Origin of the sequence: Acinetobacter sp. PC34 (genome assembly GCF_051789135.1) — a bacterium.
GTDB lineage: Bacteria > Pseudomonadota > Gammaproteobacteria > Pseudomonadales > Moraxellaceae > Acinetobacter > Acinetobacter johnsonii.
The window spans coordinates 1,184,404-1,208,182 of sequence record NZ_CP196664.1; the positions used below are offsets into that span (position 1 = coordinate 1,184,404).

The 23,779-nt window shown below is 42.2% G+C and carries 24 protein-coding genes and 1 tRNA gene; 22 read left to right on the forward strand and 3 right to left on the reverse strand.

Translation table 11 applies throughout. The annotated features are described in order from the left end of the window. Window positions 1-59: 59 nt before the first annotated feature. The 22 genes from nirB to ACSC9N_RS05920 all read left to right on the forward strand — a co-directional run bounded on the left by nirB (window position 60) and on the right by ACSC9N_RS05920 (window position 21,482). Window positions 60-2,606, forward strand: a complete 2,547-nt coding sequence (nirB, locus tag ACSC9N_RS05815; protein ID WP_010327081.1) for a nitrite reductase large subunit NirB — start codon at window positions 60-62, stop codon at window positions 2,604-2,606. A gap of 95 nt (window positions 2,607-2,701) precedes the next feature. Continuing rightward, window positions 2,702-4,312, forward strand: coding sequence for a nitrite reductase small subunit NirD (gene nirD / locus ACSC9N_RS05820; protein ID WP_010327080.1), 1,611 nt, complete (start codon window positions 2,702-2,704; stop codon window positions 4,310-4,312). A gap of 74 nt (window positions 4,313-4,386) precedes the next feature. Further along, window positions 4,387-7,179, forward strand: a complete 2,793-nt coding sequence (locus ACSC9N_RS05825) for a nitrate reductase (protein WP_010327079.1) — start codon at window positions 4,387-4,389, stop codon at window positions 7,177-7,179. Next, the gene (gene mobA / locus ACSC9N_RS05830) at window positions 7,176-7,802 is read left to right on the forward strand and encodes a molybdenum cofactor guanylyltransferase (RefSeq protein ID WP_010327078.1); all 627 of its coding nucleotides are present in this window, start codon (window positions 7,176-7,178) and stop codon (window positions 7,800-7,802) included. Before ACSC9N_RS05825 ends, mobA begins: the two co-directional genes overlap by 4 nt. 343 nt (window positions 7,803-8,145) lie before the next feature. Next, on the forward strand, window positions 8,146-9,174 hold the full coding sequence (moaA, locus tag ACSC9N_RS05835; RefSeq protein ID WP_029575061.1) for a GTP 3',8-cyclase MoaA: 1,029 nt from the start codon (window positions 8,146-8,148) through the stop codon (window positions 9,172-9,174). A 1-nt stretch (window position 9,175) separates the two neighbouring features. Next, entirely contained in the window at window positions 9,176-9,442 is a 267-nt protein-coding gene (locus ACSC9N_RS05840; RefSeq protein WP_010327076.1) for a MoaD/ThiS family protein, read from the forward strand. A gap of 1 nt (window position 9,443) precedes the next feature. Next, window positions 9,444-9,941, forward strand: a complete 498-nt coding sequence (locus tag ACSC9N_RS05845; protein ID WP_010327075.1) for a molybdenum cofactor biosynthesis protein MoaE — start codon at window positions 9,444-9,446, stop codon at window positions 9,939-9,941. Between the two features lie 189 nt (window positions 9,942-10,130). Next, window positions 10,131-11,552: a cysteine--tRNA ligase gene (gene cysS, locus ACSC9N_RS05850; protein ID WP_010327074.1), complete on the forward strand. Its 1,422-nt coding sequence runs from the start codon at window positions 10,131-10,133 to the stop codon at window positions 11,550-11,552. 64 nt (window positions 11,553-11,616) lie between these two features. Then, window positions 11,617-11,692, forward strand: a tRNA-Gly gene (locus ACSC9N_RS05855). A gap of 147 nt (window positions 11,693-11,839) precedes the next feature. Then, a complete protein-coding gene (locus ACSC9N_RS05860) occupies window positions 11,840-12,487 on the forward strand; it encodes a 2'-5' RNA ligase family protein (RefSeq protein WP_029575060.1) in 648 nt (215 codons plus the stop codon). Further along, entirely contained in the window at window positions 12,478-12,996 is a 519-nt protein-coding gene (cobU, locus tag ACSC9N_RS05865; RefSeq protein WP_010327072.1) for a bifunctional adenosylcobinamide kinase/adenosylcobinamide-phosphate guanylyltransferase, read from the forward strand. The genes ACSC9N_RS05860 and cobU overlap by 10 nt, the downstream gene beginning before the upstream one ends. Next, a complete protein-coding gene (cobT, locus tag ACSC9N_RS05870; protein ID WP_010327071.1) occupies window positions 12,993-14,045 on the forward strand; it encodes a nicotinate-nucleotide--dimethylbenzimidazole phosphoribosyltransferase in 1,053 nt (350 codons plus the stop codon). The genes cobU and cobT overlap by 4 nt, the downstream gene beginning before the upstream one ends. A gap of 2 nt (window positions 14,046-14,047) precedes the next feature. Then, on the forward strand, window positions 14,048-14,650 hold the full coding sequence (locus tag ACSC9N_RS05875; protein ID WP_010327070.1) for a histidine phosphatase family protein: 603 nt from the start codon (window positions 14,048-14,050) through the stop codon (window positions 14,648-14,650). Then, window positions 14,650-15,393 carry an adenosylcobinamide-GDP ribazoletransferase gene (locus ACSC9N_RS05880; RefSeq protein WP_010327069.1) on the forward strand — a complete coding sequence of 248 codons (744 nt, stop codon included), beginning with the start codon at window positions 14,650-14,652 and terminating at the stop codon, window positions 15,391-15,393. The genes ACSC9N_RS05875 and ACSC9N_RS05880 overlap by 1 nt, the downstream gene beginning before the upstream one ends. Before the next feature lie 271 nt (window positions 15,394-15,664). Further along, window positions 15,665-16,642, forward strand: coding sequence for a KpsF/GutQ family sugar-phosphate isomerase (locus tag ACSC9N_RS05885; RefSeq protein WP_010327068.1), 978 nt, complete (start codon window positions 15,665-15,667; stop codon window positions 16,640-16,642). 3 nt (window positions 16,643-16,645) lie between these two features. Beyond that, window positions 16,646-17,185, forward strand: a complete 540-nt coding sequence (locus ACSC9N_RS05890) for a KdsC family phosphatase (protein WP_004982122.1) — start codon at window positions 16,646-16,648, stop codon at window positions 17,183-17,185. A gap of 34 nt (window positions 17,186-17,219) precedes the next feature. Next, complete coding sequence (lptC, locus tag ACSC9N_RS05895) at window positions 17,220-17,762, forward strand: LPS export ABC transporter periplasmic protein LptC (RefSeq protein WP_005400648.1); 543 nt, start codon at window positions 17,220-17,222, stop codon at window positions 17,760-17,762. Further along, on the forward strand, window positions 17,752-18,318 hold the full coding sequence (lptA, locus tag ACSC9N_RS05900) for a lipopolysaccharide transport periplasmic protein LptA (RefSeq protein WP_010327067.1): 567 nt from the start codon (window positions 17,752-17,754) through the stop codon (window positions 18,316-18,318). The genes lptC and lptA overlap by 11 nt, the downstream gene beginning before the upstream one ends. Continuing rightward, complete coding sequence (gene lptB / locus ACSC9N_RS05905; RefSeq protein ID WP_004696348.1) at window positions 18,318-19,064, forward strand: LPS export ABC transporter ATP-binding protein; 747 nt, start codon at window positions 18,318-18,320, stop codon at window positions 19,062-19,064. Before lptA ends, lptB begins: the two co-directional genes overlap by 1 nt. A gap of 246 nt (window positions 19,065-19,310) precedes the next feature. Continuing rightward, window positions 19,311-19,907: an IMPACT family protein gene (locus ACSC9N_RS05910; RefSeq protein WP_010327065.1), complete on the forward strand. Its 597-nt coding sequence runs from the start codon at window positions 19,311-19,313 to the stop codon at window positions 19,905-19,907. Then, on the forward strand, window positions 19,900-20,511 hold the full coding sequence (locus ACSC9N_RS05915; protein ID WP_004982112.1) for an acyltransferase: 612 nt from the start codon (window positions 19,900-19,902) through the stop codon (window positions 20,509-20,511). The genes ACSC9N_RS05910 and ACSC9N_RS05915 overlap by 8 nt, the downstream gene beginning before the upstream one ends. Window positions 20,512-20,639: 128 nt before the next feature. Beyond that, complete coding sequence (locus ACSC9N_RS05920) at window positions 20,640-21,482, forward strand: universal stress protein (RefSeq protein ID WP_010327064.1); 843 nt, start codon at window positions 20,640-20,642, stop codon at window positions 21,480-21,482. A gap of 141 nt (window positions 21,483-21,623) precedes the next feature. Here ACSC9N_RS05920 and ACSC9N_RS05925 read toward each other — a convergent pair whose 3' ends face one another. The 3 genes from ACSC9N_RS05925 to fdxA form a co-directional block, all read right to left on the reverse strand. Beyond that, complete coding sequence (locus ACSC9N_RS05925; RefSeq protein ID WP_010327063.1) at window positions 21,624-22,289, reverse strand: O-methyltransferase; 666 nt, start codon at window positions 22,287-22,289, stop codon at window positions 21,624-21,626. A 131-nt stretch (window positions 22,290-22,420) separates the two neighbouring features. Then, window positions 22,421-23,140, reverse strand: a complete 720-nt coding sequence (locus ACSC9N_RS05930) for a D-Ala-D-Ala carboxypeptidase family metallohydrolase (RefSeq protein ID WP_004982106.1) — start codon at window positions 23,138-23,140, stop codon at window positions 22,421-22,423. Between the two features lie 132 nt (window positions 23,141-23,272). Continuing rightward, on the reverse strand, window positions 23,273-23,596 hold the full coding sequence (gene fdxA / locus ACSC9N_RS05935) for a ferredoxin FdxA (protein WP_010327061.1): 324 nt from the start codon (window positions 23,594-23,596) through the stop codon (window positions 23,273-23,275). Window positions 23,597-23,779: the final 183 nt, after the last annotated feature.

The window sequence follows — 23,779 nt, forward strand, 5'->3', positions numbered from 1 at the left end:
AGATTAAACCCAAGCCTCAAGGCTCAGGCAGAACAAATGAAATATTGCGGAGAAAGAATATGAAAATCATCATGATTGGTCATGGCATGGTTGGCCACAAATTTATCGAATCAGTACTCGAACATGTGGGTGATGATGTTGAAATTACCATCTTGGCCGAAGAACCGCGCTTGGCTTATGACCGCGTACATTTGACTGAGTATTTCAGTGGTAAATCAGCAAAGGATTTAACCCTTTGTCGTGCAGATTTTGCTGATGCTTATGGCATAGATTTACGTTTGAATACCAAAGCGGTTGCAATTGATCAAAGCCATAAAACGGTGACGACGAATCATGGTGATGTTCTTAGTTTTGACAAATTAATCTTGGCAACAGGTTCATATGCTTTTGTTCCGCCTATTTCGGGTAATGACCGTGAAAACTGCTTTGTTTACCGAACCATTGAAGACTTAGATGCGATTCGTGCTGCAAGTCTCAATGCGAAATCAGGTGTGGTAATTGGCGGCGGTTTATTGGGCCTAGAAGCCGCTAAGGCGCTACGTGATTTGAACTTGGAAACCCATGTCGTTGAGTTTGCACCGCGTCTTATGGCGGTTCAAATTGATGACTTGGGCGGAAAGGTTCTACGTGCAAAAATTGAAAACTTAGGCGTAAAAGTCCATACCCAAAAAGCGACTTCATCAATTGAGGAAGGTGCAACGACGAAGCATGTGATGAAATTTGGTGATGGTTCTGAGCTTGAAACAGACATTATTTTGTTCTCAGCGGGTATTCGCCCACGTGATGAGTTGGCACGTCAAAGTGGTTTAGCCCTTGGAGAGCGTGGCGGGATCATGATTAATGATTATTGCCAAACGTCAAATCCAGATATTTATGCCATTGGTGAATGTGCGCTGTGGCAAAACAAAATTTATGGTCTGGTGGCACCGGGCTATGACATGGCACGTATTGCAGCAAAACATGTCACTGAACAAACTTGTGCTGAGTTTGCGGGTGCAGACATGAGCACCAAATTGAAACTGATGGGCGTTGATGTGGCTTCTGTCGGTGATGCACATGCGATGACACCGAATGCACTCAGTTATTTCTATGCCGATGAAGATACACAAGTTTATAAAAAAATCGTGGTGAACGGCGAAAAAACCAAGTTACTTGGCGCGGTTTTAGTGGGCTGTGCAAAAGAGTACAACGACTTACTACAAATGATGCTGAATGGTTTAGCGCTTCCAGAAAATCCTGAAAGTTTAATCATGCCGGGTTATGCACAATCTTCCGCTAAATCTGGCGGTAGTGGCGTCGATTTACTGCCAGACAGTGCAACCATTTGCTCATGTAATAACGTCTCTAAAGCCGATATTTGCAGTGCAATCGCCGAGGGCTCAACGTCTCTAGGGGCCCTAAAAAAATGTACCAAAGCAGCTACTGCATGTGGTGGATGTGCACCATTAGTGACCCAAGTTTTAAAATCTGAATTACAACGCCAAGGCGTGACCGTGAATAACCATATTTGTGAGCACTTTGCCTACTCACGTCAAGAGTTGTATCACTTGGTACGGGTTAATGAAATCAAAACTTTTGATGACCTGATTCAACAACATGGTCATGGTTTGGGCTGCGATATTTGTAAGCCAACTGCAGCCAATATTTTAGCGTCGTGTTGGAATGACTTTGTTTTGAAACCAAGCCATGCAGGTCTACAAGACAGTAACGACTACTACCTAGGAAATATTCAAAAAGATGGTTCTTATTCTGTCGTCCCACGGATGGCAGGCGGTGAAGTGACGCCTGACGGCTTAATTGCTGTGGGGCAAATTGCTAAAGAATATGGCTTATATACCAAGCTCACTGGTGGGCAACGTGTCGATATGTTTGGCGCGCAAATTCACCAACTTCCTGAAATTTGGGAAAAGCTCATCGCTGCCGGCTTTGAGTCAGGCCATGCGTATGGGAAATCGTTGCGTACAGTGAAGTCTTGTGTCGGCAGTACATGGTGTCGCTACGGTGTGGATGACTCGGTGGGTTTAGCTATTTTCCTAGAAAACCGCTACAAAGGACTGCGCTCACCGCACAAATTAAAAATGGCTGTTTCAGGCTGTACCCGTGAATGTGCCGAAGCACAAAGTAAAGATGTCGGTGTGATTGCCACTGAAAAAGGCTGGAATCTGTATGTCTGCGGTAATGGCGGGATGAAGCCTCGCCATGCCGAGTTATTGGCTTCGGATCTCGATACCCAAACTCTAATTAAATACATCGACCGATTCTTTATGTTCTATGTGCAAACCGCAGACCGTTTACAACGAACTTCGGTATGGCGCGACAACATGGAAGGTGGTTTAGATTATCTCAAAGATGTGGTTGTGCATGATTCTTTAGGTCTAGCGGCTGAACTGGAACGTCGTATGAGCTATGTGGTGGGGACTTATCAAGATGAATGGCGTACGGCTGTTGAAGACCCAGAAGTACGTAAACGCTTCGTGACTTTCATCAATGCCAAAGCTGAGCAACAACAAGATCCGCATATTCAGTTTGCAGAAGTTCGTGGCCAGATTCGTCCTAAAACTGAGGCTGAACGAGATCGTAGCCGTATTCCAGTGGTTGAAGCTTAACAAATTAGGGTATTCAAACTTCTTTCTTCAGCACTCTCTCAAAAGCAAAGATAGAGGGAATAAATGAATGAATAAGTTTAAAAAGGATCAAGATGATGACAATTTTAAAAGAAATGAATGAGCTAAATTGGGTTGATGTCTGTGCGTTAGATGATGTAACGCCAAACACTGGCGTAGGTGCACTTATTGAACATCAGCAAATTGCTATTTTTCGTGTCGGTGCTGAAAAGCGGGTATATGCCTTGAGCAATCAAGACCCATTTAGCCAAGCTTTTGTAATGTCGCGCGGCATTATTGGTGATTTGCAAGGTGAGCGTGTGGTGGCATCGCCCATTTATAAACAGCATTTTAGCTTGGCGACAGGACGTTGTTTGGAAGATAAAGATCAGAAACTGTTGGTTTTTCCAAGTAAAATTGAAAATGGCCGAGTGTGGATTAGTCCGACACCACAAAAAACCTACATCACAAACACAGGTGCATCTCAGGAAAAAATGAAGTTGGTGCTGGTTGGTAATGGCCTAGCGGGGATGCGTTGTTTGGAAGATTTGCTCGATATGGCACCAGATCGTTATGAAGTGACCGTAATTGGTGAAGAGCCTTGGGGAAACTACAACCGTATTATGTTATCGCCTGTATTGTCAGGCGATAAAACCATTGACGACATCATGTTACATCCACATGCATGGTATAGCGACAAAGGGATTCGTTTCATTGCGGGTGACCCTGCGGTACGTATAGACCGTCCTCGTAAGCAGGTCTATACCGAAAAAGGTGAAGTGGTTGATTATGATCGTTTAATTTTAGCGACAGGCTCGAAACCATTTATTCCTCCAATTGCTGGATCGGATTTGAAAGGTGTCATTAGTTTCCGAGATATCTACGACATCAACACCATGCTGGATTACTGCAAGACCAAGAAAAATGCCGTGGTAATCGGTGGTGGACTGTTGGGACTTGAAGCTGCATATGGCCTCAAACAACGCGGGATGAATGTCACGGTTTTACATCTGATGGATCGTATTATGGAGCGCCAATTAGACAGTAAAGCCAGCCAAATGCTACGCCATAGTATTGAACAAAAGGGTATCTCCATTATTACTGAGGCCAATACTGAAGCATTGGTGGGTGTAGATGGTCATGTCACTCAAATTCGCTTGAAAGACGGTACAGTCTTAGAGGCGGATCTTGTGGTTTTTGCAGTTGGTATTCGTCCGAACATGGCACTTGCACAAAGTGCAGGACTGCGCTGTAACCGTGGTGTGTTGGTGAATGACACCATGCAGACTTTTGACCCAAGTATTTACGCCGTGGGAGAGTGTATTGAACATCGTAGCCAGACTTTTGGCTTGGTTGAGCCACTTTGGGGGCAGGCGTTCATTTGTGCCTCACATTTGGCGGAGCATGGCAGCTTAACGTTCAAAGCACCAACTGTTCCAACACAGTTAAAGGTAAGTGGTTGTGATGTGTTCTCAGCGGGTAATTTTGAACCGAAGGATGACTTTGAAGACATTATTTTAAATGATGAAAAACGTCAGATTTATAAACGTATTATTATTCAAAAGGATAAGGTCGTTGGTGCGGTGTTGTTTGGGGATACCGAAGATGGTGTTTGGTATGCAGAACTTATTTCGGATCAAACCCCAATTTCTTCAATTCGAAATAAATTGTTATTTGGTAAAGATTTTGCATTAAAAAAAGCAGGGTAAAACCTTCCACTAACCCCTTCTAAAAAGGAGGGGTGATTTTAAGTATTTGCCATAGATAAAGGAGCGAAGCAGAAATGAATAGTATCCCTGTAATGGAACTGCATAGCTCCACAGAAAAAATGATTACAACTACACAAACCACCTGCCCATATTGTGGGGTGGGATGTGGGGTAACAGCAACTGTTGAAGAAACGGCTTTAGGGCAAAAAGTCTCTGTGGAGGGTGATGCTCAGCATCCTTCTAATTTTGGAAAGTTGTGCATTAAAGGCAGTAATTTAGCCGATACCGTAGGTTTAGAAACACGTGTCTTACATCCCATGTTAGGGCGTAAACCGCAACGTGAGGTAAGTTCATGGGATACCGCAACAAATTTAATCGCCAATAAATTTCAACATTATATCGATCAATATGGGCCTGAAAGTATTGCTTTTTATGTGTCAGGTCAGCTGCTGACTGAAGATTATTATGTGGTCAATAAATTTGTTAAAGGCTACTTAGGTACGGCCAATATCGACACCAATTCACGGTTGTGTATGTCTTCAGCCGTTGCTGCGCATAAACGCGCTTTTGGTGAAGACTTAGTTCCAGCCAGTTATAGTGATTTTGAACATACCGATATGGTGGTTTTGGTGGGTTCAAATACTGCATGGTGTCATCCTGTGCTGTATCAACGCATCATGAAAGCTAAAGAGGAGCGAGATATTTTCGTCGTCGTGATTGACCCGCGTTTTACTGCCACCTGTGAGGCGGCTGATTTACACTTACCGATTTTACCGGGTCAAGATGTCGCGCTGTTCAATGGTTTATTACAGTATTTAGCAAACAATCATTGTACCGATACCGATTTTATTGCAAAGCATACTCAAGGCTTAGAACAAGCGTTGGCAAGTAGTGCATCGGAAGCATCAATAGCGAGTGTGAGCGAACGGACGGGGATTTCTGTTGAAAAATTAGCACTCTTTTTTGAAAAATTTGCTCAAACAGAAAAAGTGATGAGCTTATTTTCAATGGGGGTGAATCAGTCTTCACGTGGGGTAGACAAAGCCAATAGCATTACCAACTGTCATTTGTTAACTGGCAAAATTGGAAAATTAGGCGCTGCGCCTTTTTCCATGACGGGCCAGCCGAATGCGATGGGCGGGCGTGAAGTAGGTGGACTTGCCAATATGTTGGCTGCCCATATGGATTTGGATAATCCAAAGCATCAACAATTGGTACAGCAGTTTTGGCACAGTCCAACCATTGCAAAGCAAGTGGGTTTAAAAGCCGTCGACCTTTTTGAAGCGGTCGAAGCCGGAAAAATTAAAGCCATTTGGATTATGGCGACCAATCCTGTGGTGAGTTTGCCCAATGCCGATCAGGTGAAACGTGCACTAGAGAAATGTGAGTTTGTGGTGGTGTCAGACATTTGTCTGGATACCGATACCACTCAATATGCCGATGTGTTACTGCCTGCATTGGGTTGGGGTGAAAAAGACGGCACGGTGACTAATTCTGAACGCCGGATTTCTAGACAGCGTGCCTTTCTAGAACGCCCAGCCCAAGCACAAGCGGATTGGTGGTCAGTTTCACAAGTTGCTAAAAAATTAGGATTTCAGGGTTTTGACTTTGAAAGTAGTCATGACATTTTCAAAGAACATGCACAACTTTCAGCTTATCAAAATGCAGAAATCGATTTACGTTCATCGACTGAAACATTTCGCTATTTCAATTTGGCAGGTCTGACGAATCTTTCATTTGATGACTACCAAGAGCTTGAACCGACGCAATGGCCTGTGCTCGTACCTTTGAAAAACGGCCAAACCAAACCAAACATTTTTGCCCAATTATTTAAAGATGGTCAGTTTAGTCATCCAGATGGTAAAGCCAAGTTTATTGCAACAACGGCAGTTGGTGCGGTGAATCCAATTAGCAGTGAGTATCCATTGGTGCTGAATACAGGACGCATCCGCGATCAATGGCATACCATGACACGTACAGGTTTATCAGCTAATTTAAGCACACATAAAGCAGAACCCTATTGTGAGATTCACCCAAATGATGCCCTGAAATATGGTTTAAAAGATGGCGAACTGGTGGAGATCAAATCGGCTTGGGGAAATTGCGTACTGCGAGCTACAGTCAGTGACAATATCCGCCGTGGACAGATTTTTGCACCGATTCACTGGAGTGATCAATTCGCATCTGATGCACGGATTGGAAAAGTGGTGAATCCTGTGGTGGATGCGATTTCAGGAGAACCTGAGTTCAAACATACCCCTGTGATGATTCATCCGTTTTATACGCAATGGCAGGGCGTATTTTATGTCAGAACGGGCTTTGAACATTTGGTACAACAAAGTATTGAACAAAGCATTTGGTGGACCAAAATCAAAACGTCCAAAGCTATTCGTTATGAGCTGGCAGACCGTCGACGTTTTACGGAAACGACGGAACAACTCAAAGCTTTATTGCCTTTTGATGATGAAAGTTTTGAATGGCTCAATGTAGAAGATCAAACCGCCCATATCAGTCATAGTGTGGTGTTACAAGATGGACACCTCATTGCGAGTCTGTATATTGCACCTAAAGCGTTATTGCCAGATCGAGACTGGGTGGCAAGTCTGTTTAAGCGCGAACGCTTAAGCGCGATGCATCGGAAGGCTTTATTAGCAGGGCAAGCCATGTCAATGACTAATAGCGATGGCCCACTGGTCTGTAGCTGTTTTAAAGTTGGGAAAAATCGTATTATCGATGTCATTAAAGAAAAAAATATCACCCATGAAAAACAAGTCACTGCATGCTTAAAGGCAGGAGGCAATTGCGGTTCTTGCTTACCTGAAATTCGAGGTCTGATCAAAGCGTGTCAAACGGAGGAGGTAGAATGAAAAGAAAAATACTCAAACCCGTGAGCTACCCAGAAACTGAAGTTGTTATTTTGGCGGGTGGTCAGGCGCGCCGTATGAATGGCATTAATAAACTCTTGCAAAAATTTGATGATGAAATTCAACTTATCAAAATTCATCAGCAGTTAAAGTCACGTGCAACCAAGTTATGGGTCAACAGCCATCGCGATCATTCCATTTATGAGCGGTTGATTCCGTCGATTGGCTTTTTTGAAGATGAGGCAACAGGCTTTCAAGGGCCCTTGATGGGGATGAAAAGTGCATGGACACATGTGCAATCAGACTATGTGCTGTTCGTGCCCTGTGATGTAACTTTTATTCCGAAAAAAGTGTTTTCACGGTTACATCAAGCGATGCAACAAGATCCGAACTGTGGTGTCGTTATTGTAGAAATCAATGACCGTGCACTGTATCCGTTTTGTTTGTTAAAACGGAGCAGTTTACCGACATTGATTCAGCACCTTGAGCAAAATCAGCGCAGTTTAAGGCAGTGTTTTGCAGATTTGCACCCACAAGTGGCACGATTTAAAAATCATGCACTGTTTTTTCACAGCATTAACTCGTTGGATGAGTTACAACAGCATCGGCAACTCAATTTTTTATAAATACCTCAGATATTGAAGAGAGGAGGTGTGTTGAGAGCAAAAGATGTTGCCATAAACCGATTTGACTGTTTAAATAAAAATCTATAAAAGAACCAAATAAGTATTCGTGTTTATATTAAATTTATTATAAAACAAAAAATTAGAATATATTTATGGGAGTCGTTATTTTATTTAGATTATAAACGTATGTAGCAGTGATCACTCATTACGGCGGTGAACTGAAAATACTCAAAATGTAAAAAGTGCACAAAGTTGGAACAGTTATTGCAATTTATACTTTAGAAAATAGGGCGTGAAATATGAACTGCACCGACACCGCTCAAAGGACGCATAGGTAAGACAGATGAACAGCATGACCCATGTATCCGCAGTTAGAGTATTCCAAGATCAGTTTGGACGTGAAAAGCGCAAACTACGAATCTCTGTGACGGATCGTTGTAATTTTAAATGCGTCTATTGCATGCCCGAACATCCCGAATGGATGAAAAAGCACGACTTGCTCAGCTTTGAAGAACTCTACCATTTTTGCAAATTTATGGTGCAGCATGGCATTGAGCAAATTCGTATCACGGGCGGTGAACCGTTAATGCGCCAAGGTGTGGTGCATTTTATCGAACAGCTACAAAGCCTAAAAAAACAGGGGCTGAAGCGTATTTCCATGACCACCAATGGTCACTATTTAAAACAATATGCCGCTGCTTTAAAGCAAGCAGGGCTGGATGATTTAAATATTAGTCTAGACAGTCTAGATGCCGAACAATTTCAACACCTCACTAAAAAACAATTACATACAGTGCTGGAAGGAATTCAGGTCGCACAGCAGGTTGGTTTTAACATCAAAATCAATACCGTGCTGATGAAAGGCATCAATGACGATCAAATTGTTCCTTTGGTTCAGTGGGCAAAGCTGCAAAAGGTAGAACTGCGTTTTATTGAGTTTATGCCTTTGGATGGCGATCAAAATTGGTCGCAAGCCGATGTCGTCACTGAACAAGAGATTTTGTCCCAACTCAGCTCGCAATTTACGGTGCAAGTGCTTGAAGGACAAGGTGCCAATCCTGCACGTAGTTATCGGGTAGATGGTGAGAAGGTTGGGATTATTTCTACCATTAGCAACTCATTTTGTGGGGAGTGTGATCGACTACGGTTGAATGCGCAAGGTGAGTTTTATAATTGTCTTTTTGCCAAGCAAGGCTTAAATTTAAAGTCAGATATTCAGCAACTTGCCCAGCTCAATCAGCATGAACCCTTTGTTTTAGAAAGTAAACTTTCAACTTATGTTTGGCATAAAGAGCAAGGCTTTCATGCTATTCAAAAACAGCAGTTGCATCAGCCCGTGCGAAAAATCAGTATGCATATGATTGGAGGTTAGGATGACTCAGGAATTAAACAACGTGATTAAAGTGAAGATTGAAGCTTTTGGTGCGATTGAACGCCAGTTACCCCCTAATTTAATGCTGCAATGCGAGCCTGATTCATCGGTTACGGTGGTTTTAAAGGATCTCGTTACTCAGTACCCAGATGTCCACACAGTATTGGAGCGCTGTGCCTGTGCAATCGGTGAAGACATTATTCCAAGGCAGACTATTTTAAGTCGAGATTGTACTTTGGTGTTGTTGTCCCCTGTGGCAGGAGGTTGAGATGGAATTAAAACAATTTCCACGGATTCAAACCGTGACTTTTAGCCAAAATGACTTTGATGGCATCCAGCATTTTCCTGAGTGCGGCGGCATAGGCATATTCATTGGTACGGTGCGAAATCACCATCAAGGTAAAGCTGTAAAAGCATTGAAATATACCGCTTATGCACCTGTCGCTGAAAAAATGATTCGTCAAATTGAACAAGAGATCCAATTAAAATATGGCGTGTCTTATGTTCGGGTGGTGCATCGCATTGGCGCTTTAGATATTGGCGATACTGCCATTATTGCGATGGCTTATGCCGCGCACCGCCGTGAAGCCTTCCAAGCCTGCGAGGAAGCGGTGGAACGGGTGAAACATGAAGTTCCTGTATGGAAAGAGGAATTTTATATGGACGGTACCAGTCAGTATGTCGAGGGTTGCTGTATTCGAACAGATCATGAAGCGCCAAAACCTCATAGCCATGAGCATTGCGAGCATGTACATGTTCATCCCTAGTAAATGCATCATGCAATGCCAATATTTACCAGTAACCCGTTTAAGATTTGGATAATGGAAATTTGGAAATAGTTGCGTATAAATGAAAAGCGGCGAGATAATTGAAAGAAAAATCTTCTGAAAACTTTATGAAAAATAATGCTTAGGTTAAGATGATCCATTCTTATATTTGAAGTCTTTTGAATCGCTATGCAACCATTTGTTCTATATAACTCAGAGCAACGCAAAAAAGTAGAATTCGTACCTCGTGTTGAGGGGCATATTGATATGTATGTTTGCGGTATGACGGTATATGACTACTGTCATATTGGACATGCGCGCGTGATGGTTGCATTTGACTATATTATTCGCTTCCTGCGTAGCCAAGGTTGGAGCGTTAAATATGTACGTAACATTACCGACATTGACGACAAAATCATTAAACGTGCCAATGAAAATGGCGAGTCGATTACGCAGCTGACAGACCGCTTTATTCAAGCGATGAATGAAGATGCTGAAAATCTAGGGTGCCTACATCCAGATGAAGCACCGCGTGCGACGGATTATATTGATCAAATGCAAAGCATGATTGGTAATCTGGTTGAAAAGGGTACAGCTTATCCATCTGCCAATGGTGATGTGTATTTCCAAGTGGAAAAATTCGCTAAATATGGTCGTCTTTCAGGACGTAAATTGGAAGATATGCAAGCGGGTGCATCTGAACGTGTTGATGTTGAAGTTGAGAAAAAACATCCCTTTGACTTTGTACTTTGGAAACATGCCAAAGAAAATGAACCTGCATGGGCTTCGCCATGGGGCAAAGGTCGTCCGGGTTGGCACATTGAATGTTCTGCCATGTCGACTTGCTGCCTAGGGAACCATTTTGACATTCATGGTGGTGGTTCGGACCTCATGTTCCCGCACCATGAAAATGAAATTGCACAGTCTGAGGCTTCAACTGGCGAGCAGTATGTCAACTATTGGATGCATGTCGGTTTTATCAACGTTGATGGTGAGAAAATGTCGAAGTCATTGGGCAATTTCTTTACCATTCGTGATGTGATGGATAAGTTCCACCCTGAAGTGATTCGTTACTTCATTGTGTCATCACACTATCGTAGCCCTGTGAATTTCTCTGATGTTGCTTTAAAAGAAGCAAAAACAGCGCTGTCACGTTTCTATCATTCATTCAAAGCTTATCAACAAGCCTATGGCGATACACAAGTCGATACCTTAGATGAAACATTGCTTGAGCGTTTCAATAGTGCCATGCGTGATGACTTCAATACCGCTGAAGCCATTGCGGTATTGTTTGAAGTAAACAAAGAATTGAACCGTGCCGTAAAAGAGCAACAAACTGAGCAAGCTGCGATTTACTATGCAACTTTGCGTCATTTAACCAATATTCTAGGTTTGGTTCAGCACAATGTTGAAGAATTCCTGAAGTCTGATATTGGGCAAGAGGCTTTGGCTTTGTCTGAAGAGCAAATTGAAGATTTGATTCAACAACGTCAAGATGCGAAAAAAGCCAAAGAATTTGCCAAAGCGGATGAAATTCGTCAGTCTTTGTTGGATCAAGGTGTGGTTTTGGAAGACACTCGCCAAGGGACAATCTGGCGCCGCGCTGATTAATTCAGCAATTGCATTATAGAGTGTTGACAGTTTGATGAAACTCTCTATAATGCACATCCATATTGCGGGAATAGCTCAGTTGGTAGAGCACAACCTTGCCAAGGTTGGGGTCGCGAGTTCGAGTCTCGTTTCCCGCTCCAAAATTTAAAAAGCCTCAAGTTCAACTTGGGGTTTTTTTATGTCTGTAATTTGAGTGTATTGAAAATAATTCATTTAAATGTGAAATTATCTCGGCGTTTCAGCCCATAATTTTGACAAAAATATGCTTAAATCATTCATCTTCATTTGTGAATAAAATTGTGTTTCTTCAACCCAATAGTACTGTAGTACCGACCGAAGCTCGAGACTATCCTGAATGGCATTTGGGACGAGAACGCTATGCACTTTGGTATATTGAAGTGGATGATCCCGTTTTGATCAGCTATTTAACAAAGCTTCGTGAGCAGTTTTCAGATTTGCTTTATCAATCAAATCAACGGCAGTTTCATATCACTTTATTTGTTGCAGGTTTTTGGGTAGAACAGGCAACACAGTCGGATGACTTTAGTCGAGTGCAACTGAATCAGCAGCTTGAACGCCTTAAAAAATTAAAGCTAGAATCTTTTCAGTTACAGATAGGTGGATTAAATAGTTTTGAAAGTGCCTTATTTTTAAAAGTGGATGATAGCGCAGGCGTATTGGATAAAATTAGAAAAACATTGCTGCAAACCTCGCAGGAAGTCGCAGCATTAAGTTATTGTCCACATATTACATTAGGTCTATACCGTGAAGCAGTGGGTAGTGATCATGTATTGGAACGTATGGCTGAAATTGAAGATATTAGGTATAGCTTAAATGTCTCAAAGCTCACGTTTGGTTTTTATCAGTCCCATGTCCTACAAGGGGCATTGTTTTCACAGACACAAATTGAGTTGGGGAATGCGCAATGCAACTGATTTTAGGTGGTGCACGTTCGGGGAAAAGTCGCTTGGCGGAGCAGATTGCCCAACAGCTGGCGCAGCCTGTGATCTATGTCGCCACAGCACAAGCCTTGGATGGGGAGATGCAAGCGCGTATTCAACACCATCAGCAACAACGACCCGAAGATTGGGGGCTGTGTGAAGAACCCATTTATCTTGCAGAGCAGTTGCTCAAATTAGATCGCCCAAACCAAACCATTTTGGTTGATTGCCTGACCTTATGGATGAGTAATTTACTGATGCATGCTGACCCAGATTTGCAAGTTCAAGAATGCCAGAAGTTGTTAGATGTTGTCGGAAATTTACAGTCCGAGCTGATTTTAGTGAGCAATGAAACAGGCTTAGGTGTGGTTCCAATGGGACAAATCAGCCGACGTTTTGTTGATGAAACAGGGCGATTGCATCAGCAGTTAGGTCAAATTGCAACAAAAGTGGTGTTCTGCGTAGCAGGATTTCCAATGATTTTAAAAGGAGAGCAAGTGTGAGTTGGTGGTTAGAAGCATGTCAAAGTCCGAGTGAGTCTGTATTGCCTCAAGCCCTAGCACGCCAGTCACAGTTGACCAAACCGACAGGCTCGTTGTCGGAGCTTGAATCGGTTGCAGTGACCTTAGCTAGTTTGCAAAACACTGTAAAACCCAAGATTGACCGCCCATGGATTACAATTTTTGCAGGTGATCATGGGGTGATGGAAGAAAATATTTCTGCCTACCCACAAGCGGTGACACGTCAAATGTTGCAGAACTTCGCAACTGGCGGGGCGTGTATTAGTGTGATTGCCAAAGAGTATCAAGCCAAGTTACAAGTCATCGACTGTGGTTCAGTCGGTGAAGCGTATGAATATGTCGGGGTTGAACGCCACTGCATCCGCGCGGGGACGGCTAACTTTGCTCAAACCCAAGCCATGACTGAAGCTGAATGTGAAGCAGCTTTTGCTTTGGGGCAAAAAAGTGTGGAAGATGCCATCGCTTATGGGGCAGATATCTATGTCGCGGGTGAGATGGGCATTGGAAATACCTGTTCAGCCTCAGCCGTGGCTTGTTTTTTATTGGCTGAACCTGCTGAAAAGCTCACGGGTGTTGGAACAGGTATCCGTACTGAACAATTAATACATAAAAAACAAGTGATTGATCAAGCACTTGCATTGCATACCCAATATGTCGATAACGATCCGTTTAAAGCCTTATGTGCAGTGGGTGGACTTGAAATTGCAGCCATGACAGGCGCGTATATTCGCTGTGCACAACTGAGGCTGCCAATGGTGGTAGATGGGTTTATCAGTACCGTTTCGGCATTGCTCGCAGTACGCTTAAATCCACAGGTTCGTGCTTGGATGCTCTTTGGGCATCAGTCGGCTGAATATGGTCATGTCCGTTTATTAGAAGAACTTAAAGCGATGCCTTTATTGAAGCTGAACCTACGTTTGGGTGAAGGCAGTGGAGCAGGAGCTGCACTGGGGTTGATCAAACTCGCCTGTCGCTTACACAATGAGATGGCAACATTTGCTGAAGCAGCCGTGATTGGTGAGAAAGTTTAAGGATGTTGTATTTAGATTTCCTACGCCACGGCGAAACTAATTTAAGCCATACTCTACGGGGTAGAACGGATGATGCTTTGACTGCGAAAGGATGGGCGCAAATGCGATCTACCATAACACAGTCTGAGCAGACTGGTCAGGCGTGGGATGTCATTTATAGCTCACCATTACAGCGCTGCCGTCTATTTTCAGAGCAGTGGGCGGAGCAAAAACAGCTTCCTTTGTATATAGAACCGAATTTGCAAGAAATGGATTTTGGGGAATGGGAGGCTCAGTCGACTGAGCGACTCTATCAACTCTACCCAGATGAATTGGCTCAATTTTGGCAAACACCGTTAAGCTTTACCCCGCCTCAGGCGGAAAGTTTATTGACATTTAAAAGTCGTGTTCTAGAGTCAGTAGAGACCTTGACTCAGCAAATGTATGCGCAGGGCTGGACACGCGCATTGATTATTTCCCATGGTGGAGTGATTAAACTCTTAAAATGCCAAGCGCTGAAACAGCATGATAATGATCTTTTAAAAATGTCAGCAGAGTTAGGGCAGTTGAACTGCTTTGTATTCGATCAAGGGCAGCTTCAGTTTATTCAAAGTGAGGACGTGTAATGACACCGTTTTGGATTGCATTACAGTTTTTAACGACCTTTCCAGTTCGCCTAAGCGTAATGCCAACGCCTCAGCAAAATGCGCAGGCATTGTTGTTTTATCCTGTAGTGGGTTTGCTTATGGGAGGAATTCTATATGGGATCGCCCTGTTATTGCATGCTTTGCCACTTGTGCTGTTAAGCAGTGTGATTCTGGTGTTATGGATTTGGTTGACGGGTGGTTTGCATCTGGATGGTTTAGCCGACACTGCCGATGCTTGGATCGGTGGTTTTGGTGATAAAGCACGCACACTTGAGATCATGAAAGATCCGAGTTGTGGGCCGATAGGTGTACTCAGTCTTATTGTGGTATGCATATTAAAGTGGTCTGCACTGTGTGTGTTATTGCAGCAGCAGTGTTATAGCGCACTCATTTTATTTCCTGTCTTAGGACGTCTCGTACCGCTATTCTTCTTTTTAAGTACAGACTATGTGCGCGATAAAGGACTCGGCAGTCAGTTGAGCCAACATTTAGCACGACCAATTGCAATGGCACTTTTACTGCTGATGCCTTTGGTGGCTTTGTATTGGGCATGGGTTGGTACTGTGGTGATTGCCACTTTTTATCTGGTACTGTGGTATTTGCGGTATAAATTTATACAGCGTATTGGCGGTGTGACGGGAGATACCATTGGTGCCAGTATTGAAATGATTGAATTAGCGACACTCTTTAGTTTTGTGATGGCTACTTTTTATTTCACTTAAGTTAGGGGATATATAAGAGCCTCTCAGTGTGAAAGTTGTGCAGTCATGCGTTGCCGAAAGAAAAAAGAATAAAAAGGTAGCGAGCTATATGCATTTGAAACAAAGGTCTTTCATCATCAGCAAAACACATTTGTAGATATGTTGTGAAAATCCAAAGATTTCCGCGCTAGTTGTCTACAGAGATATGATAAAATTGCGAAAATTATTTTTTATGTGCTGACGTTTCATTTCGTCACACGGTTCAGGTAAAACAACGTTGAATTCTGAAAATATGTCAAATCCCATTGATTTCCAAAAAGTTGCTTTAGAAACACTAGAGATAGAGCGTCAGGCACTCTCGGTACTTGCTCAGCAAATCGATGATCGTTTTAGCCGTGCTTGTGAAATTATCTTAAAGTGCAAAGGTCGCTTAGTCATTACTGGTATGGGTAAATCAGGGCATATTGGCCGAAAAATGGCAGCCACATTTGCCTCTACAGGTACGCCATCATTCTTTATGCACCCAGGTGAAGCGGGGCATGGTGATTTGGGGATGTTGGTTGCAGGTGATGTGTTGATTGCGATTTCAAACTCAGGCAAGAGTGATGAAATCATGATGCTGATGCCTTTGATCAAATATTTGGGTGTGCCTTTAATTACCATCAGTGGGGATGACCGTGGGCCGATGCCACAGAATGCTGATGTGGCGCTGACGTTGGGCAATATTCAAGAAGCTTGTCCATTAGGTCTAGCACCAACATCGAGTACAACGGCGACTTTAGCCTTGGGTGATGCATTGGCTGTTGCACTGTTAGATGCACGCGGGTTTACTTCAGATGACTTTGCACGCTCGCATCCTGCGGGTGCTTTGGGTAAACGCTTGTTATTACATGTGAAGCATTTAATGCACACTGGAGACGAACTACCGAAAGTGTCTCCAGATACAGCAATGAACAAAGTTCTGTATGAAATCTCTAATAAACGCCTAGGTTTAACCACAATTGTAGATGAAAATGACCGTCTATTAGGAATTTTTACCGATGGTGACTTACGCCGTTTGATTGATAAACAGCAAGGTTTTGATGTGAACTTGGCGGTGTCTGATGTGATGATTAAGAGCCCGCTGACGATTTCACCGGAAGCACGTGCTGTTGAAGCCTTAGAGCGAATGAATGAAAAGAAAATTAACCAATTTGTCGTTGTTGATGAGAGCAATAAAGTCATTGGTGTTTTGAGTATGCATGACCTGATTCAAGCTGGGGTAAATTAAAAAATGGCTTCTTATATTTTGTTAGAACAAGCGCGTTATGTAGAAGCTCTAGTTTTGGATGTTGATGGTATTTTAAGTGATGGTTTTGTGACTTTGACTAACTCGGGAGACGAAATCAAATCTTTCGATATCCGTGATGGCTTAGGTATGAAACTGGTTCAGCAAGCTGGTGTGAAAGTGATTATTATCACAGGACGTAAAAGTCAGATCGTAGAAAAACGGATGTCTGATTTGGGCGTGGACCTTGTTTATCAAGGCCGTGAAGACAAAGGTGTTGCATTGCGCGAGGCTTGTGCAAAATTTGGTATTTCACCCGAAGATTGTTTATACATGGGTGATGATTGGCCTGACCTATCTGCATTTGCCATTGCAGGCATGAAAGTGACCGTGCCAAATGGTCATTTAGAAGTACGTCGCCGTGCCGATTTGGTAACTCAAGCGATGGGTGGACGTGGCGCGGTACGTGAAATCTGCGATATGATTTTACAAGCCAAAGGTGTATACGAAACTTTACTTGAAAAGTACACCGCAGTCCCGCATTAATCTGTATGCATGCATGAGAGTTTAGTTAACATTTATGGATACTAAAGTTTTATATATCACTGCTGTAGCCATTGCGGCTATCAGTAGTGGTTATTACTATTACAGCGGAAAAGGGCAAAAGCTCGAGGTCGATGGTGCGCAAAGCATGACCTATTCTGCTGAGCAGATCCAACTGACTCAAACAGATGAGGAGGGTAATTTATACGTCCGCGCAAAAGTAGATCGTCTTGAGCAGGACATGCAAAAGAAGACCTCTAAGTTAGAGAACTTAAATGCTGAGATGTATAAAGATGGAAAAGTGGATGCGACTTTCTATGCCAAGCAAGCCAATGGCATCAACGACAACGAAAAAGTCGTTCTGACAAACCAAGTGGTTGCAAAGAAAATGTTGGATCAAGGTCAGATGCAGTTTGAGACCGCAGAATTGACTGCGTTTCCACAGACGCGTGAACTTGAATCTCAGCATCAAGTGGTTGTTACGACACCACAAGCCGAATTTGTTAGTCAGGGCTTAAAAGCGAATTTAAATACGGGTCAATATGACTTTTTCCATATTCGAGGGAAGTATGAACCATAATCCAAAATTTTCTATTTCTAAAACTTTCCTCAAGCAAACACTTGCACTGAGTTTAGGTGTGGCTGTTTCAACTTTTGCTTTAGCACTACCAAGTGACCGTAGTAAAGCGATTTCGTTGGTGGCAGATCGAGCAACGTTTAATGAAAAAACTGGTGTTACGACGTACACAGGCAATGTCATCATTGAACAGGGTACGATGAAACTACAAGCAGATTCAATTGTTGCCAATTTAAATCAAACCCGTCAAATTAGCACCATTACGGCCAATGGTAAGCCTGCACGTTTCCAGCAGCAAGTCAGTACCAATAAAGGTATTGCCAAAGGTCAGGCGCAAAAAATTATTTATAATGCAGAAACAGGCATTATTACCTTATCGGGCAGTGCACTTCTAGAACAAGATGGTGCCAGTATTCGCGGTAATACATTGCGTTATAGTATGAACAAAGGTGACATCGAAGCGATTGGTACACCAAATAACAGTGGTTCGTCGAGTGGTCGTGTTCAAATTGTGATTCCACCTTCAAGTTCTCAATCCTTCCCAGGAGCGCGTGACTAATGGAGCAAACTCTCAATCAGCCACAAACCCTATGTATTAAGCATCTTGCGAAAAACTACAGTAAGCGTTGGGTAGTGAAAGATGTATCGTTTAGCATGCAAAGCGGACAAATCGTAGGTTTACTTGGCCCTAATGGTGCAGGGAAAACTACCAGTTTCTATATGGTGGTTGGACTGGTGCGTATGGACAAAGGTGAAATTCATCTTGATGACCTAGACATGTCTGATTTGGCCATGCATGAACGTGCGCGTAAAGGCATTGGTTACTTACCTCAAGAAGCATCAATTTTTAGAAAACTCACCATTTCTGAAAATATTATGTCGATTTTGGAAACGCGTAAAGACCTGAACAAAGAACAACGTAAACAGCGTCTGCATGAATTGCTGGCCGATTTCAAAATTAGCCATATTAAAGATTCATTGGGTATGAGTGTATCTGGTGGTGAACGTCGTCGTGCTGAAATTGCACGTGCACTTGCAGCCGATCCAAAATTTATGTTACTCGATGAGCCTTTTGCTGGGGTTGACCCAATTTCAGTGGGTGACATTAAAGATATTATTCGTACTCTAAAAGACCGTGGTATTGGCGTTCTAATTACAGATCATAACGTTCGTGAGACTTTGGCGATTTGTGAACGTGCTTATATCGTGAGTGAGGGTGCGGTGATTGCTGAAGGCTCTCCAGATGAAATCTTAGCCAATGAAACCGTGCGTCAAGTTTATCTTGGTGATGATTTCACTGTATAAGATTATTCTGCGCCAATGAAAATAATTGGCGCAGATTTCCCTCTCATATTTTTAATCCATCGCTTTGTATTGAATTAAGAATAGGGCATTCCCTTTCTATCATCCTTTTGAAATCACTTCTTTCAGCATGCTACATAGGATGCATATCTATTTATTTTGTGTGGGCTTAAAGCGAAAAGCCATTTTCATACGATAGCTGATTGAAAATACGTTATAATTTTTTGTGAAATTTTTAAAAATTACGCTATGCCATTTACCATCTCTAGTTTAGTGAGCTATGAAGAAGACATTAAAAAAAGTCGTTTTCAAGCTTTTGCTGTGCCTGTAGAAAATGAACAAGCTGTTAAAGATTTTCTAGAGCAATATAAAGATATCGGTACCACGCATCAGTGCTGGGCATGGAAAATTGGCCACAATGTTCGTTTTAATGATGACGGTGAACCCTCAGGTACTGCAGGTCGTCCTATTTTAGCGACCATTGAAGGCAATGAACTAACCAATATTTTGGTTTTAGTCAATCGTTGGTATGGTGGTGTCAAGTTAGGTACAGGCGGGCTGGTACGTGCTTATGGTGGAACAGCAGGACAGTGTTTACTGTTGGCTGAAAAAATAGAGCTTATTGAGAAGAAAAAAGTGTATTTTGCCTGCCAATTTAATGAATGGGCGATTTTCCAGTACGAGCTGAATAGCCAGCAGATTGAATTTAATGAGCAATATACTGCGGATGGCGTGCTTGTAGAGGCATTATTACAAGTGCATCAGATTGAAGCGCTCGCACTTAAAATACAAGATGTAACCCGTGGACGTGAAGCGTTAAAAATTGTGGATGACCATCATGACTGATCCCTTATTAAAATATCGTGAGCAGCATAAGCACCGCTTAAACTATATGCCCTGGTTGTATTGGTCGCTCAAGCCTAAAAACCGCGTGTGGGCGGAAGAGTGGCAGCAAGAATACCAAGCTTATCTAATGGAAATGGAAACCGTTGAAATTGGTCAAAACTGTTTTATTTCTCCATTGGCACACATATTTGCAGAGCCTGGTCGAAAAATTGTCATTGGGGACAACACGTTTATTGCTGCCGATTGTACTTTGCATGGGCCTTTAGATATTGGCAGCGAAGTCGCGATCAACCACCATTGTATTTTAGATGGTGGTCGTGTGGGGATTAAGTTACATGATCAAGTGCGTATTGCGGCTTATTGTCACTTATATGCCTTTGATCATGGCATGGCACTCAGTAATCCGATTTATCAACAACCTGTGCGTTCACAAGGGATAGAAATTGGACGGGATGTTTGGTTGGGTGCGCATGTGGGCGTGAAAGATGGAGTGAAAATTGGTGCACATGCAGTGGTGGGAATGAATAGTATGGTAACCAAAGATATCGCGGAGCAATCGATTGTTGCTGGCAATCCTGCTCAGTTTATTCGTTTACGTGATTAAGATATCAAAGAATATTGAACATTTATCAATACTTAATTACATAAAAACCTGCCATCAAAAAAAAAGATATGCTAAGTTTAGAACAACAATGAGACCTTATACCAAATGCGGTGTAATGAGAGGCGATAATGAAACGAGTCATTGCATGTATCGATTCTTCCCCTTGTATCAATGCCCTAGCAGAAGCTGCGGCGTGGATCGCAAAGCAGACTGGGCGGGAATTGGTCCTTTTACAAGTTTTGGATTATTATCCTGCAAGTTATCACTTAGGTGAAATTAGCGGGGTAATTGGATTTGAAAGCAATGCAATGTTGCTCAAAGAGCTGGCTGAATTAGAGCAAAAACAAAGTGAACTTGCGCTCAGTTATAGCAATAATTTACTCGATCATATTTCGAAACTCATTCTCGAAACGCATGGCCTACATACAACGCATATTCAAGAAAAGGGTGACTTTCTAGAGCAAAGTTTTAACTTATTGCACGAAGATGACATTGTGGTGATTGGCCGTGTGGGTGAGAAATCGGCTGAACGCAATAAACCATTGGGCAGTAATGTTGAAAACTTTATCCGTGGTGCAAATTGTACCGTCATGACGGTAGGTGATAGCTTTAAGCCACCTACGCGCTTTATCTTTGCCTACGAGTATTCACCGACGTGTGTGAAGATGATGAAGCGGATTGCGCAAAGTGATCTACTGCACCTCTTACAATGCCATTTGGTCTATGTCGGTGACCACCCTGAAATTTTAAGAGAACCTGAACAGTATTTGAAAGATGCGAATTTGGATGTGATTACAGAATATCGTTATGGTGACGTGGCTGAAAATATTCTGGAATACCAAAATGAGCATGGCATACAACTGATTGTGCTCGGTGCGTTCAGCCACAGTAAAATTCATCAGTTCTTCTTGGGCAGCATTGCAACCACTATTTTTAGGAATGCCAAAGTTCCTTTACTGGTTGCCCGTTAATTTAGAGTGATTTCTCTGAATTGGAACTGTTTTATCCATAGTTATCCTCATTAATTGTGGATAACTATATGGACAGTAAATGTAAGTTTATAATTTATATAAGCTTAAATTAATCGATTGTTTTTTAATCTAAGTTTTGGCTTATTTTACAATGGCTAAGGCAAATCCATCATGTCCTTTGCTACCGACCGTTTGAAGTGCGGTGCACGACAAAATTTTCGGATGGTTTTGCATCGCTTTGAACATATCTCGAATCCCTTCAATACTTGGTTTATGATTTTCAGGATTGATAATATCGCCTGCACGAATTACGTTATCGAGGAAAATCAAAGTACCTGAATGAGATAGGTTCAGGCTTAATTCCAAATACTCTGGGTAGCTTTGTTTATCGGCATCAATAAAAATAAAGTCGAAAGGTTCAATGTCTGCAGGCAGTGATTTAAGGATATCTGCTGCACGTCCACATTTGAGTTCAATGGTTTGTTTAAGCTGAGCTTTGTCAATATTTTCTTGACCCATCGCGGCATGCGTATCACGCCCTTCAATCGTTAAAATATAGCCGTCTTCAGGTAAAGCACGCGCTAACCACATGGTGCTATAGGCAGCAAAAGTGCCGAGTTCTAGCACACGTTTACACTGATTCATTTGAATCAACATCTGTAAAAGCATACCTTGGTTGGGTGCAACAGCTAAGTGATCTGGAAAACCATGCTTCTCTGTATTTTCTAAAGTTTGCAGTAGAATGGGGTCTTCAGGAATTAAATGTGCATCGATATAGTTATCAATCTCTGTCCACATTTGTTGCATAGCATGTTCACCTTGGTTGCGATGTGGAGCATTTTAAACTTTTATTTTCAGAGTGCAATTTTTCCGACCATATTTGTTGAAATCAATGCTCAAAAAAAGAGGTCATATTGACCTCTTTTAATTTTTAAAAACTAGTAACTACACATCGAAGAATTGCGACTGAGGTCTGGGCCCCATGTACGATATCCTTGGGTATCAATGTGAATCTGACCAGAAGCATATAAACCTAAGCCCATGTTCAAGCTCTGACCATGTTGGGTCCAAAATTGGCATAGACGATATTTTGTATTTTCAATATAAGCATAATCTTCGGGTTGCGGGTTTTCAGACCCAATTCGAAAATCGATGGCAGAATTGAATAAGTGGCGGGATGAGTTTGCACCGCCAGCACATTGGTTTAAAGGTAGATCACGATAAACTGAAGTGACTTCAAAATCAGTCAGTACTTTGGCTGCAACTAAATATTTAAATACTTTTAAGGTCGCAATTTGGTTTTTCCAAAGTTCACGGTTCGGGATCATGTATTGTGAACGACCACATTTTTGCCAGTCACGTGCTGTTCTGAGCAGTTCAAAGCTTGGGATGATATTTCCCACGCCATTGCGTTCAAGAAAAACTTCATACTCACGTACGCGTGCTAGCGTGTCACCGACAGACATCCAAGCATTGTAGGTATAAGGAATAATTTTAGGTGGAGCAGGGCGGTCAAAACTAATTTTCTCTTGTGGGATAAAAATACGTTTTCCATCAGGAGTTGTGATGGTCTGGCCTTTGTGGGATGAAGTCGTACAGCCAATCATCACCAAGGGGATTATGCTAACCGCAAATAATCCCTTTAAAAATTTCTTCATTATAGAAATCAAATATTTAAAAAATACGCCTATTATTTTAATCCAAATTTGTGAGGAAAAATTGGAAATATTGCAATCAAATGTGTGTTTTAGGTATAAAAAAAGATCAGCTTATGCTGATCTTTTTCTGGCTTACTTTTCTAAATATTGTAACTTATCTGTTTTACCGTTCCATTCTTCACGGTCAGCAGGTTGGTCACCAATCTGGGTAATGTTCGGCCAAGTTTGTGATAACTCAGCATTTAGTTCAATAAATACTTCTTGACCTTCTGGCAGTTCATCTTCAGAGAAAATTGCATTTGCTGGACATTCAGGTTCACACAGTGCGCAATCGATACATTCATCAGGATTGATCACTAGAAAGTTTGGACCTTCATAGAAACAGTCTACTGGACAAACTTCTACGCAGTCTTGATATTTACATTTAATACAATTTTCAGTGACAACAAAGGTCATGGCGAAGGCTACCTAAAAATATGGTTCTAATAACTAATGTGTATTTTAGGCAAAAACAGCACCAACTAACAATTGCTTTTATTGATATTTGTTATATGCACGGCTGTTAAATTTGATAAAAACTGAACATTCTGCTGAAAATTGCTTTTTACAATAAAAAAGACCGTCATTTTGACGGTCTAG